We start from the raw sequence: 12,967 nt of genomic DNA on the forward strand, positions 1-12,967 counted from the left end.
ATGGAGTCGCGAGCATGGAGCTATTTCACCGCCTGCTCGATAAACTCGACTGGGCTATTGCGGGTCTCATCGGGGCCGTCGTCGCCAGTTGGTGGCACCGGGATGACTTGACAGACCGAAAGGCCTGGTTGCTGTTCTTGTCCACGGGAGCTGCCTGTGCGCACTACCTGACCGGAATGGTCAGCGCCTATTTTGGAATCGTAGAGCCTCGGAGCGTTGCTGGTGTCGGTTTCCTCTTGGGCACCTTCGGCGGCTCCCTCATCGCCGCCATTCACCGTGCTATCAAGGCCGCCGACCTTTGGTCCCTGATCAAATCCAGGTTCGGGGGAGGTGGTGCATGATCCTCGAATACATCAACGCCGCCTCAGCCGGGATGATCGCCATCTGGGCGACCTGGTGCGTGCTGAGTGGGAAGGTGCGGGACGGGGTGATTGGCAAGATCATCTACGCCGTTATCGCGCTGAGCGGGTATGCCGTGCTGGCCCGCAGTGATCGGATCTTCTTCGTGCCCTCGGTGGCTGGCACGACTCTGCTGGCCTTCTTGGCCCTGGCCGGTGCTCGGCACATCTTCATCGTCACGTACTGGCAGCAGGTGAAGATCTGGCTATGTCGGACGCTGAATTGCGGGCACTGCCTGCATTGTGACAAGGCGCTTGACGAGGTTAAGCGGCGCAGCCTCTAAGTTTTACCCTGTGGTGTGAATTGGCTATCATTGGTGCTCTTTTAGAATGGAGTCGCACAATGGAAAGCAAACAGATTAGGAAATCTATTCGTAAGTTTACTGTTGTTGAAAACTACAAGCACTTCGAGGTTTGTGAAATCGAGGTTAGCGAAGGTGGAGCTGATCTCCCTGTTCGGCAGTACCAGTTAGTAGATACGGGACAGTATCTGGAACGTGTCGATTGCGATAATTTCGCATTTCCGGGGGGGGAGCCGATTTTTACTCGTCTTCGACTGGTGGAAACATTTCACTGGGAAAACATCGGTAAAGCGATCTCAGATGCTGAAGACAAGATATGTCGAGTGAATATTGATGAGTACGATCCCGCCGCTGCGTTGGCGGTAGTGGCCGCATTGCCTCACCTGAAAATCCGAGTTTTTCGAAACAAAATAACCTGTAACTATTTGTTTGTGGGGGACGAAAATTTTGAGCCTGACGAGAATCTTCTTCAGATCAAACCCCCATTTTAGTTAGATCATTATTACTTCGGAGTACTGTTATGAGCAGGCCCAAGCCACCAGTGGACCTGCTCGAATCCCTATGGCTCACACTGCAACCGGCAGCTGGTGTGTGGGATTGGGTCCAAAGCGAGATACTCGCCGACACCGGTAGCATCCATAATCCCGAACATGCCCATCTGATCGACTCCAACATTGGCGTGCTCTGGGCATCGACTGGGTTCGCCAAGCAGGGGCGGGTGGTACTTGGCCAAGCCGAGCAGCTTATGTTCCGCGCTGGCGGATGGCAGAAGGCCCGGCAAGAGCAGCAGATGCGGGAGTGGTTCGGCGAGGAGCCGACCTACCTCATCACCCTGGCTGCCGACTACTGCGTCCAGTGCACCGACGCTGAGTTCTGCGCCCTAGTCGAACACGAGCTTTACCACATCGCCCAGGCGACGGATGAGTACGGCGCGCCCAAGTTCACCCAGGAAGGGCTTCCCAAGCTCTACCTGCGCGGCCATGACGTCGAAGAGTTCGTCGGCGTGGTGAGGCGCTACGGTGCCAGCGAAGACGTACAGCAGCTGATCGACGCTGCAAGCAGGCCGCCCGAGGTGGCCAAGATCAACATTTCGAGGGCCTGCGGAACCTGTCTGCTCAAGTCGGCGTGATTCTGGACAGGCTCTGGACGGATGAAAGCCTATGGCAGCCCTCAGTAGTGACGTGAAGGCCTTTATCGTTCAGGCCTTGGCGTGCTTCGACACGCCTTCACAGGTGGTAGAGGCCGTCCAGAAAGAATTCAGCATCACGGTGACCCGCCAGCAGGTGGAGACGCACGACCCCACCAAGTACTCCGGCAAAGGCCTGGCGAAGCGTTGGGTGACTCTGTTCGAGGACACCCGCAAGCGGTTCCGGGAGGAGACGGCGGACATTCCCATCGCAAACCGCGCCTACCGCCTCCGGGCGCTGGGCAGGATGGTCGAGAAGGTCGAAGGCATGCGCAACTATGGCCTGGCCCTCCAGATCCTGGAGCAAGCGGCCAAAGAGGTTGGCGACGTCTACGTGAACCGCCAGACCAAGAACGAGAATCCCCACGACAACGTGCCGCCCACCCGGGTGCAGGTCGACGTGGTGGATGCGAGGAAGCCTGATGCCGTCACTTAACGTGCCCCAGGCCAGCTTCCTGCGTATGGAGAACAAGTTTCGCGGCTTCGTGGCCGGGTTCGGTTCGGGTAAGACCTGGGTAGGTTGCGCAGCACTGTGCAAGCACGTCTGGGAGTGGCCTCGGATTGACTCCGGATACTTCGCCCCGACCTATCCGCAGATTCGCGACATCTTCTTCCCGACCATCGAGGAGGTCGCCTTCGACTGGGGCCTGAAGGTCAAGACGAAGGAGAGCGACAAGGAGGTCGAGTTCTACAGCGGTGGCCAGTACCGCAGCACGACAATCTGTCGCTCGATGGAGAAGCCTCAGACCATCGTCGGCTTCAAGATCGGGCACGCCCTGGTCGACGAGCTCGATGTCCTCCCCGCGCTGAAGGCTGAGCACGCCTGGCGCAAGATCATTGCCCGGATGCGCTACAACGTGCCCGGGCTGAAGAATGGCGTGGACGTGACCACGACCCCCGAGGGGTTCAAGTTCGTCTATCAGCAGTTTGTGAAGCAGCTGCGCGAGAAGCCGGCCCTGCAGGGCATGTATGGCCTGGTGCAAGCCAGCACGTTCGACAACGAACTGAACCTGCCGCCTGACTACATCCCGTCGCTGATGGAGTCATACCCGGCCCAGCTGATCCTGGCCTACCTGAATGGCCAGTTCGTCAACCTGAACGCTGGATCGATCTACCACGCCTACGACCGTAAGCTGAATTCCTGCTTTGACACCGTCGAGCCAGGCGAGCCCTTGTTCATCGGCATGGACTTCAACGTCGGCAAGATGGCGGCAATCACGCACGTCAAGCGTGCTGACGGCAAGCCCAGGGCGGTGGATGAGCTGATCGACGGCTTCGATACCCCGGACATGATCCGGCGAATCAAGGAGCGATACTGGCGGCACAATGGGCGCGACTACGAGAAGACCTGCGAAATCAGGATCTACCCCGATGCCTCGGGCGGGTCGCGCAAGTCAGTGAATGCCAGCGAGACGGACATTGCCATTCTCCGGCAGGCCGGATTCGCTGTGATCGCGCCCGATGCCAACCCGCCGGTGAAGGACCGAATCAACGCCATGAACGCGATGTTCTGCAATGCGAATGGCGAGCGTCGATACCTGATCAACCCGCTGCGCTGCCCTACCTATGCGGATGGCCTGGAGCAGCAGGTGTGGGCGCCAAACGGTGAGCCCGACAAGAAATCCGGCGTGGACCATGCGAACGACGCTGGCGGGTACTTCATCCACCACGACTACCCAATCAGCAGGCCGGTCACCCACGTACCAATCACGTTCACTTTCTGAGGCCACCCATGCCGAACTTCATACCCCGGGCAGAGTACTCGGAGGCCTTGCCCGGCTGGCAGTTGGTCAAGCGCTGCGTGGCCGGTGCCCGCGAGGTGCGCAAGCACGACGAATACCTGCCGATGCCGGACCCGGAGAACAAGTCCCCGGAGAACCTGGCGCGGTACAAGCAGTACAAGAAGCGGGCGATGTTCCTGAACATCACCGGGCGCACCCGTACCGGCCTGCTGGGCGCGGTGTTCCGCAAGACAGCCGAGCTGCAGCTGCCCACCGGAGTGGAGTACCTGAAGGAGAACGCCAGTGGCGACGGCACGAGCCTGGAGCAGCTTTCCAAGCGTTCCGTGGGTGAGTGCCTGGATACAGGCCGCGGCGGCTTCCTGGTGGACTTCCCGGAAGTGGATGGCGTGTCGTCGATGGCCGACATGCAGGGCCGGCGCGCGCTGATCCACCACTACGGCGCTACCTCGATCATCGACTGGGAAGAGCAGGTCATTGATGGCGTGCTGCGCCTGGTCTACGTCTGCCTGCTCGAGTGCGTATCCGAGTTCAGTTCGGAAAGCCTGGACCGTACCAAGGATACCCAGTACAGGGTTCTGCTGCTGATCGATGGCAAGTACGTCCAGCGCGTCTACGGGAAGGACGGCAAGACCTATACCGAAACCCAGCCGCTCGACAAGAACGGTCAGCCATTCGACCACATCCTCTTCAGCTTCTACGGGGCTGAGGACAACGACGCCAGCATCGACAAGTCTCCGCTTGAAGACCTGGCCGACGTAAACATCCTCCACTACGGCAACAGCGCCACGGTGGAGGAGAGCGGGTTCATCAGCAGCCAGCCTACGCTGTTCATCACCACCGACATCAGCGCCGACGAGTTCGCCAAGGTGAACCCGAACGGTATGCACATCGGATCGACCCGGGGCTATAACCTCGGCAAGTCCGGTGACGCGAAGCTTGTCCAGGCCAGCGAGAGCCAGCTATCTCGCACGCTGATGAAGGACAAGGAAGAGCAGATGCTGATGATCGGCGCCCGCATCGTCCAGAAGGCCGGCGGCGCCGAGACAGCTGAGGCTGTGCGCATCCGGTACAGCTCGGACAACAGCGTGCTGGGCACCATCGCCGGAAACGTGTCTGAGGCCCTGAAGCGGGCAATCCTCGACGCCGAGCGCTTCATGATGGGCGAGCCTGACGAAGTCGGGACTGTGTTCTGGCTCAACCAATCGTTCTTCGACGAGGCGATGACCGCTCAGGACATCCTGGCCCAGGTTCAACTCTGGCAGCAGGGCTTGATCGCGAAGTCCGACCTGCGCACCAATCTGCGCCAGGGCGGCGTGCTTGAGGCTGACCGCACTGATGAGCTGATCGACGACGAGATTGCAGAGCAGCCGCCGGTGACCGGCAACGACACCGGAGGCGTCGAGGATGAGCAGTGACGGCTACCTGTCCGACGCAGCGACTCGCCACCAGGTTCACGTGCAGCGCTACGCCGGGGGCAGCCTAAAACGCCTGGCCAAGTTCATCACCAAGGCCATCAGCACCGCCAAATCTCGCGTATCAGAAGGATTGAGCCGTTACGGCACCCAACGGTACGAAAAGCAGATTCAAGAGCTCCAGGGCGAGCTGGCGGGCGTCTACGGAGAGATGAAGCAGCAGGCCGTGCTCGACCTGATGGAATTCGGCGGCTATGAGGCCGAGTTCAACATGACCCTGCTGGGCAAGGTCGTGAAGACGGTCGTGCAGCTGAACAAGCCGAGCATTGAGCAGGTCGCCGCCGCAGCGCTGTCCGATCCGCTCGACCTGGAGGTCGGCAAGGGCCGGCAGCGCATCAGCATCGCCGGTGCGCTCGACCAGTACGGCACCAAGAAGAGCGCAGAGATCATCAGCGAGATTCGCATGGGGTCGGCGTTGGGCGAGACGACCGGGCAGATCAGCCGGCGGCTCACGTCGCTTGGCGTACAGCAGCGCGACCAGGCTGGCGCGCTGGTCCGGACAATGACCAACCATATCGCCAGTTCCGCCCGACAGCAGGTCATGGACAATAACGACGACATCCTCAAGGGGAAGCGCCGGGTGGCCACTCTGGATGGCAGGACAACGCCGCTATGCCGCGCCCTGGACGGCACGGTGGTGCCCATGACTGCGCCGTCTCCGCCATTCCACTGGAATTGCCGGACCTCCGAGATACCGGTGCTCAAGGACGAGTTTGCCCGTGATATACCCGGATCAACTCGCCCAGCGGTCGGCCCTGACGGTGCCGAGCAGGTCAGCAGCCAGACCACCTATGGCGAATGGCTCGCCCGGCAGCCGGTAGCGTTCCAGAAGGACGTGCTCGGGCCAGCGCGCTACGAGTTGTTCAGCAAGGGCGAACTGCCCATCGACCGATTCGTTGATGACGAAGGCAGAACCATGACCCTCAAAGAGCTGCGCGAGCGCGAGCCGATGGCCTTTGATAAGGCGGGTTTGGTATCGTCCTAGCCCCATAATGGATTATGAAGGTAGCCATGATTTACGCGCCGACCGTATCAGAAGAGTACGATCTAGGTCTTTGTCTCTACTACTACAAATGCGCTCTGGACGCGAAAGATCCACGTGCTGCCAGGGCGCAGCTTGCGCGTCTCAATAAGACTATCCGGAAATCAATCTCCAACGGTCGAATGGATAGATATTCAAAGGCGACCTTTAGATTTCTTGTCAAATACCCTGACTTGTATGTTCTGGCCAAGCAGTTCGGGGCAGGCCTGCGGGATTTGGTATTGACTGCTCGCGACCAGCATCCATATGGACCTGATGCTGCTGAAGTTATACGAATGGTTTATGACTGCTAAAAGATGAGATTTACAGACCCGCTTCGGCGGGTTTTTTTATGCCCGCAGGCAGGGCCTGCTCAACGTCTCTGGGAGACAGCAATGACCTTGAAATTCCAACTGGACAGCCTCGAAGGCGTCGAAGAATCGGTAGCAGCCCTGTATGTCGAGAAGGACGGCAAGTTCGTCCTTGGCATCGATGGTCTGCCGCAGCAGGAGGATGTCACCGGCCTGAAGGCCAAGGTGGAGGAGCTCCTGGGCGAGAAGAAGGCTGCGGAGAAAGCCCGCCGCGAGGCCGAAGAAAAGGCGCGCGCCGAGGCCGAGGAGGCCGCCCGCAAGTCTGGCAACGTCGAGGAGCTCGAAAAGTCCTGGTCCGAGAAGTACAGCCGCCGCGAAGCCGAGCTGAGTTCGGCGCTGGAAAACGAGCGTAACACCCTGCAAAGCCAGATCCGGGATCTGACTGTAGGGCGTACTGCCACCGAGATCGCGACCGCTCTGGCTGTACCTGGCAGCGCCAAGGCATTGCTTCCCCATATCGAACGCAGGCTGAGCGTAGAGCAGCGCGACGGTAAACCAACCGTCGTTGTGCTGGACACCGCCGGCAAGCTCTCAGCGGCAACGCTGGACGAGCTGAAAGCAGAATTCACCAACGATCCGGCCTTTGGCCCACTGATCGCTGGTAGCAAGGCATCCGGCGGCGGGGCCGGGGGTGCTGGAAAGGGCGGCGGGACCGCAAAAGGAAACATCGGCGGCACCAAAGAGGAACGCACGGCGGCGATCGCCAGCCGGTTCCCAGACCTCCCACTGAAATAAGGAAAAACACCCATGTCCCTGTCTCAAATGCAGGTTTTCAACGACTTCATCATGCCGGCGACCATCGAGACGCTGGACCAGATGCTCGTTGCGTTCAACGCCGCAAGCCGCGGCGCCATCGTGCTGTCCCCGGACGGCTTCACCGGCGACTTCCTCCAAGAGTCGTTCTTCCAGACCCTGGCCGCTGCCCAGCGCCGCGTCGATCGCTACGCTGCCAACGGCACCGCGCCGATCACCGACCTGACCGAGCTGAAAAACTCCTCGGTGAAAGTGGCCGGCGGTTTCGGCCCGGTTCGCTACGAGCCATCGCAGATGACCTGGCTGGAGCGACCTACCGCCCAAGGCATCGAGGTCGCATCGCGCGCCTTCGCCGAGATCCTTCTGAAGGACCAGCTGAACACCGCCATCGCTGCCCTGGTCGCTGCGATCACCGCCCAGGCAGCTGCCGTCAACGACGTGTCTGCCACCGCCGGCATCTCGCAGGGCGCGCTGAACAACGCGCACGCCAAGTTCGGCGATGCCAGCCAGAACCTGGTGACCCAGGTCATGCAGGGCACCACCTACCACAAGCTGATCGGCCAGGCCCTGGCCAACTCCGAGCAGCTGTTCCAGGCCGGCAACGTCCGCGTTGTCGACATCCTGGGCAAGGTTTCGGTGGTCACCGATGCCCCGGCGCTGATGCAGACCGGTACGCCGAACAAGGAGATCATCCTGTCCCTGGCTCAAGGCGCCGCCTTGGTGCACGACGGCCGGGATCTGATCAGCAACGTCCAGACCAACAACGGCAAGGAGCGCATCGAGACCACGCTGCAGGTGGACTACACCTTCGGCCTGGGCCTCAAGGGTTACACCTGGGACACCACCAACGGCGGCAAGTCGCCAACCGATGCCGAGATCGCCACCGGCACCAACTGGGACAAAACCGCGACCAGCATCAAGCACACCGCCGGTGTGGCTCTGATCGGTGACGCCTCCAAGTAACCCTGATGGCGGGCTGGGCTCAGGCCTGGCCCGCTGAGGACATGAACATGAGCAAGAACAACATCTGGTACCTGCCTGGCCCGTTCCATCAGTACCAGGGAGACATCAAGGCGCTAGCCAAGGAGAGCGGGCTGGTCATCGTGGACGCCAACTCGACCGAGAACCGGAAAGGTGAGGCAAAAGACGTCCCCGAGGTGACCATTCGCCCCGAGCTGACCCAGGTGGCGGTGCTGGTTGAGCCTGGCGGAGTCAGCAGTCAGGAGGAATTCGACCAACTGGCCGCCGAACTGGCGTCGATCGATGTGATCGTCGAATCGTTCGCAGCGCAGAGCCTGGAGCGACCTGGCGGCGAACTCGGCGAAACCGCTGGCTGCCTGTTCGAGGTTCTCGATGCGGTCAATGTCGGCATCGCCAGCCTGCAACGTGAGCGCGACGGCGAAGTTCAGAAGGTGGTCCACCTGGAGCAGGAGAAGGCCGACCTGTTGAAGCAGATCGAAGCCTTGAAAGCTGCAGCTGCCGATCCCGAGGTCGAGGCGCTGAAGGCCAAGCTGGATGCCGCTGGCGTCACCTATCGCGCCAACGCCTCGAAAGAGTCGCTGCAGAAGCAGGTCGCCGAGCTCAACCAGCAGTAACACCGGGGCTGCGGCCCCACTTACTCAAGCGGAGGTCTGATGGCTACCTACATCACCGTGGCCGACGTGGATAGAATCCTCGGGGCTGGCTGGGCGACTGACGACCTTAAGAACGAGGCGGTGTTCGAGGCGAATGCCTACCTGACTGCGCTCAACCTGGTCGGCATCGATATGGACAACATCCCTGACGAGGTCAAGGAGGCCGGCTCCCGTCTGGCCAAGTGCGCCTCGCAGGGCAAGCTGTACCAGCAGCAGACCGAAGGCTCGCTCGAGGCGAAGACCGTCAAGGCTGGGTCGGTATCTACCAGCAAGACCTTCGGCTCGATCGACAAGACCAGCACGGCCGCACAGCCTGCATGTGTGCAGCTGGCTCTGGCCCTACTCACGCCCTGGCGCAGCAATCCATTCGCTTTCCGTGTGTCGAGGGGTTAGGGCATGGGTATTCGCGACGACATTCAGGCCGACCTGGCCGAGGCCTTCGACGATGATCTGGCCGATGCCGTGCAGGCCTTCACCGGCTCCTACATGGGCCCTGGCGTATGGGACCCGGTCAGCGAAACGACCACGGCCCAGCCAGTGACCTACACCGGGCGCGGCGTGTTCGACAGCTACGACAGTCGGCGCATCGACGGGCTGAACATCCTGGTCGGCGACGTGCTGCTGATCTGCCTGGTCAATGAGCTCACGGACAAGCCATCGGTTGGCCACCAGATAACGGCTCCCGACCTGATCGCTGGCGAGCCGACCACATACCGCATCGTCAGCCCCGGCATCGATCCGGCCAAGGCCCACTACGAGATCCAGCTGAGGAAGTGACCATGGCCAAGAGCAGGGGATGGAGCACTCCGCCGAGCGCTTTCGCGGGCGTGGTCGAGGATCAGCTGGCGCAGAGGGTGCGCGTGATTGCCTTGGCCATGCTCAACGAAATCGTGCTGCGATCACCAGTCGATACCGGCCGGTTCCGTGGCAACAACATCGTAAGCGTGGGCGCGCCGGTGTACGCCAGTAGCGAAAACCTCGATCCATCTGGGTCAGAGACCATCCAGCGCGGCCTATCCGTGATGAGCGGCCTGGCGCCGTACACGCAGGTCTATATCCAGAACAACCTTCCATACGCCACCGCGCTGGAGGACGGTCATTCGAAGCAGGCGCCCGGCGGCGTCTATGCGGTGTCGTTCAACGGCGTTTCCCAGGCCTACAGCTCATGACCTTCGAACAGATCCGCGCCATCGTCATAGGTCGCATGCAGCAGTGGGCCGGTATCCCGGCTGGCGCAGTGGACTACCCGAACAACAGCGCCCCATTCGACCCGGCCGGCAAACCAATCTGGGCCAGGCTGGCCGATGTACCTGGCCTGTCCAGCGCGCCGGAGATCGGCATCGGGCCCTGCGTCCGCCGCACCGGCATCATCATCGTTCAGCTGTTCGTGCCCAGCTACAAGGGCACGTTGGCCATCACCAAGGCCGCCGACACGCTGGTACAGCACTTTGAGTTCTACAGCGACCCGACCGGGCCATTCGAGTGCTACGCGGCATCAGCCAGCACCATCGGCGACGACGGCCACGGTTGGTACCAGGTCAGCCTGTCCATTCCATACCGGGCCTACTGAGGCCGCCAATTTCTGCCGCAAGGCAACCAAACACGCAGCCTAGGCCCGTACAGCCGAACGGTGGATGTTCGTTCATCCGTCCGCCCCGGCTGCGTATCTATTCACCTGATGAACGAGGTGTCACAGATGATCGAGAGCAACGTCATTCCGTTTCACTACCAAGGCCAAGCTGTTCGATTCAACAGTGAAGGCTGGATCAATGCCACCGATGTGGCAAAGCGATTCGGCAAGCGGCCGGTTGACTGGCTGAAGCAGGGCGAGACAAAGGAATACCTCAATGCGCTTGCTGAGGCGCTTACATGTGACGCTGGATCACTTGTAGAAACGAGCAAGGCGCGCTCGGATCGTGGCGGGGGCACATGGTTTCATCCGAAGCTGGCAGTGGCATTTGCTCGGTGGCTCGACCTGAAGTTTGCTGTCTGGTGTGACCTTCACATTGACGCCCTGCTGCGCGGCGAGCTGAACGAAAAGCAGCAGTTCGACCGAGCCTGCAAGGCGCTGCAGGACCAGAACGAGCGAGGCAGCTTTGCTGGCAGAGAGCTTGCCAAGCACCGCTGGAAAAAGCCTCCACTTGAGGCGCAAGTCGAATACTGGCGTGACCAGTTGCAGATGACTCTGGGCCTCGATGCGGCCTGAACCGAACAAGACCAATGCACCGCCACATGGCGGTTTTTTTACGCCTATTGATAGGAGAAACACGCCATGTCGAGTGGTGCCAAGGTTGCAACCGCCTGGATTCGTGAAGTCACGCCAGGCACCACCCCTCCGGGCCCCTGGAACGTGCTGACACGGACCAGCTTTGGGGTTGGGCCCACCTACAACACCGCCGAGAACAACGAGATCGGCGAAGACCGCATGTCGCAGGGTACCGCCCAGACCACCGTGGACGTGGCCGGCGATGTCGGCACCAAGATGCGCTTCGGCGCGCTGGACGAGTTCATGGCCTCCTGCTTCGGCAAGGATTGGGACAGCAACGTCCTGACCATGGGCAACGACCGGATCAGCTTCAGCCTGGGCTACTACGCCGCGGATGTCGGCATCGCCGGCAAGGCCACCGGCGCCCAGGTCGCCACCATGAACATCCAGGTGCCGAACGACGGCGAGATCGAGGTGACCACCACCTTCGCCGCGACCGGATGGCAGGACAAGGACGACGACACCAACTTCATCCTCACGCCGGTGGCCGAGGCCTTCCAGCGGCGCTACGGCTTCAAGGACGTCTCCGGCCTGAAGCTGAACGGGGTGCAGGTCGGCGACAACAACGTCTGCGTCGACACCTTCAACCTGAAGTTCGACAACGCCGTCCAGACCCAGCGCTGCATCGGCAACGGCAACCCATTCGCCGGCAACATCATCCCGACCACCTTCACCCCGTCGGGCAGCATCACCCTGAGCTGGGCCAAGACGGCCTACGAGCTGTGGAAGAAGCAGCAGACTGGCGACGCGATCAGCTTCGAGTTCACTCTGGGCAATGCCGACGGCGCCTACGACTTTCTGATCCCCGAAATGGAAATCAGCGGGTCCTGGCCGGATGGCGGCGCCACCGACATCATCCAGGTCGAACTGGCCTACACCGCCCGCCGCGTGTCGCCGACCATCACCCGCCGCCCGGCACCGCCAGCGCCTACCGGCGTGACCGTGGCTCCGTCGACCGCCAGCGTGGCAGTGGCCGCTACCACAAACCTGGCCGCCAGCGTGGCACCGGTCGGTGCGACCCAGACCGTAACCTGGTCCAGCTCCGATGTGAGCAAGGCCACCGTAAGCGCCTCCGGTGTCGTGACCGGCGTGGCCGCCGGCACCGCGACCATCACCGCCACCAGCACCGTGGATGGCACCAAGAAAGGCACCGCGGCGATCACCGTCACGGCTTAACCATTGCCCGGCACGCCCTGCGGTGCGTGTCGGGCCTTTTACCGCAGAGGAAGACCATGGGATTCACCATTGCTCGCAAGCCAGAGCTGGACCTCCACGGCCAGCGCTGGGTCGAGTTCGCCCCTGGCGCCAAGATCCTGGTCGGCTCCGCCGCCGACCCCGTGTACCGATCGCACCGCGCGCTGATCAACCGACACCTGGCGGCAGTCGACTCCCAGGCCGGCGTCGGCACAAAGCAGTTCAGCGTTGCACTGATTCCCCAGGCCGAGATCGAGGTCGACGACGAGCTCTACATGGACCTGGTGGCACACCACCTTATCAAGGATTGGCAGGGCGTCGATGTAGCCGAGCGCCCGGGCGAGCCGGCGCCGTACACCCCGGAGCTCGGCAAGGCCCTGATCGAGCAGATGCCCAGCGTCTACTTCCTCGCCCTGCGCACCGGCGTCGACATCGCCAACCGCGTCGAGGAGCGCATCAAGGAGTCGGTGGGAAAGCTCTCGCCGTCTACCGATGGGGCCGCGACTGGGCGGGCGAAGAGAACGAAAAAAAGCGCTGGAAACGCGAACGCCTGAGCGGCGTAGATGCGGTACCAGCGGCCCCGGAGATTGACCCGGTCACAGACCAGTTGCTCGACGCTTACAACGCG

Annotated in this window: 18 protein-coding genes; all 18 read left to right on the plus strand. The window is 61.5% G+C overall.

All coding sequences use genetic code 11. The features are described from left to right. Positions 1–14 precede the first annotated feature (14 nt). On the plus strand, positions 15–341 hold the full coding sequence (locus tag ACODS5_RS03980; RefSeq protein ID WP_489107973.1) for an MFS transporter: 327 nt from the start codon (positions 15–17) through the stop codon (positions 339–341). Beyond that, complete coding sequence (locus ACODS5_RS03985; protein ID WP_489107974.1) at positions 338–682, plus strand: hypothetical protein; 345 nt, start codon at positions 338–340, stop codon at positions 680–682. Before ACODS5_RS03980 ends, ACODS5_RS03985 begins: the two co-directional genes overlap by 4 nt. 59 nt (positions 683–741) lie before the next feature. After that, positions 742–1,191: a hypothetical protein gene (locus ACODS5_RS03990; RefSeq protein WP_489107975.1), complete on the plus strand. Its 450-nt coding sequence runs from the start codon at positions 742–744 to the stop codon at positions 1,189–1,191. Positions 1,192–1,220: 29 nt separating this feature from the next. Then, positions 1,221–1,829 carry a putative metallopeptidase gene (locus tag ACODS5_RS03995; RefSeq protein WP_489107976.1) on the plus strand — a complete coding sequence of 203 codons (609 nt, stop codon included), beginning with the start codon at positions 1,221–1,223 and terminating at the stop codon, positions 1,827–1,829. Positions 1,830–1,860: 31 nt separating this feature from the next. Beyond that, a complete protein-coding gene (locus ACODS5_RS04000; protein ID WP_489107977.1) occupies positions 1,861–2,322 on the plus strand; it encodes a DUF2280 domain-containing protein in 462 nt (153 codons plus the stop codon). Beyond that, complete coding sequence (locus ACODS5_RS04005) at positions 2,309–3,610, plus strand: terminase large subunit domain-containing protein (RefSeq protein ID WP_489107978.1); 1,302 nt, start codon at positions 2,309–2,311, stop codon at positions 3,608–3,610. Before ACODS5_RS04000 ends, ACODS5_RS04005 begins: the two co-directional genes overlap by 14 nt. Positions 3,611–3,618: 8 nt before the next feature. Beyond that, a complete protein-coding gene (locus ACODS5_RS04010) occupies positions 3,619–5,043 on the plus strand; it encodes a DUF4055 domain-containing protein (RefSeq protein ID WP_489107979.1) in 1,425 nt (474 codons plus the stop codon). Then, positions 5,033–6,085 carry a minor capsid protein gene (locus ACODS5_RS04015; RefSeq protein WP_489107980.1) on the plus strand — a complete coding sequence of 351 codons (1,053 nt, stop codon included), beginning with the start codon at positions 5,033–5,035 and terminating at the stop codon, positions 6,083–6,085. The genes ACODS5_RS04010 and ACODS5_RS04015 overlap by 11 nt, the downstream gene beginning before the upstream one ends. Before the next feature lie 431 nt (positions 6,086–6,516). Further along, on the plus strand, positions 6,517–7,227 hold the full coding sequence (locus tag ACODS5_RS04020) for a hypothetical protein (RefSeq protein ID WP_489107981.1): 711 nt from the start codon (positions 6,517–6,519) through the stop codon (positions 7,225–7,227). A 12-nt stretch (positions 7,228–7,239) separates the two neighbouring features. Beyond that, a complete protein-coding gene (locus tag ACODS5_RS04025; protein WP_489107982.1) occupies positions 7,240–8,208 on the plus strand; it encodes a major capsid protein in 969 nt (322 codons plus the stop codon). Positions 8,209–8,255: 47 nt separating this feature from the next. Further along, the gene (locus ACODS5_RS04030; protein ID WP_489107983.1) at positions 8,256–8,840 is read left to right on the plus strand and encodes a hypothetical protein; all 585 of its coding nucleotides are present in this window, start codon (positions 8,256–8,258) and stop codon (positions 8,838–8,840) included. Between the two features lie 39 nt (positions 8,841–8,879). Continuing rightward, the gene (locus ACODS5_RS04035; protein WP_489107984.1) at positions 8,880–9,272 is read left to right on the plus strand and encodes a protein singed; all 393 of its coding nucleotides are present in this window, start codon (positions 8,880–8,882) and stop codon (positions 9,270–9,272) included. Between the two features lie 3 nt (positions 9,273–9,275). Further along, the gene (locus ACODS5_RS04040) at positions 9,276–9,656 is read left to right on the plus strand and encodes a glutamate 5-kinase (protein ID WP_489107985.1); all 381 of its coding nucleotides are present in this window, start codon (positions 9,276–9,278) and stop codon (positions 9,654–9,656) included. Between the two features lie 2 nt (positions 9,657–9,658). Continuing rightward, positions 9,659–10,048, plus strand: a complete 390-nt coding sequence (locus tag ACODS5_RS04045) for an HK97 gp10 family phage protein (RefSeq protein WP_489107986.1) — start codon at positions 9,659–9,661, stop codon at positions 10,046–10,048. After that, positions 10,045–10,449, plus strand: a complete 405-nt coding sequence (locus ACODS5_RS04050) for a phage tail terminator-like protein (protein WP_489107987.1) — start codon at positions 10,045–10,047, stop codon at positions 10,447–10,449. The genes ACODS5_RS04045 and ACODS5_RS04050 overlap by 4 nt, the downstream gene beginning before the upstream one ends. 126 nt (positions 10,450–10,575) lie before the next feature. Next, positions 10,576–11,085 carry a KilA-N domain-containing protein gene (locus ACODS5_RS04055; RefSeq protein WP_489107988.1) on the plus strand — a complete coding sequence of 170 codons (510 nt, stop codon included), beginning with the start codon at positions 10,576–10,578 and terminating at the stop codon, positions 11,083–11,085. A 66-nt stretch (positions 11,086–11,151) separates the two neighbouring features. Beyond that, positions 11,152–12,321: a phage tail tube protein gene (locus ACODS5_RS04060; protein ID WP_489107989.1), complete on the plus strand. Its 1,170-nt coding sequence runs from the start codon at positions 11,152–11,154 to the stop codon at positions 12,319–12,321. Positions 12,322–12,377: 56 nt separating this feature from the next. Beyond that, positions 12,378–12,893: a hypothetical protein gene (locus ACODS5_RS04065; protein ID WP_489107990.1), complete on the plus strand. Its 516-nt coding sequence runs from the start codon at positions 12,378–12,380 to the stop codon at positions 12,891–12,893. Positions 12,894–12,967 lie beyond the last annotated feature (74 nt).

The organism is Pseudomonas sp. FG47, assembly GCF_057809115.1.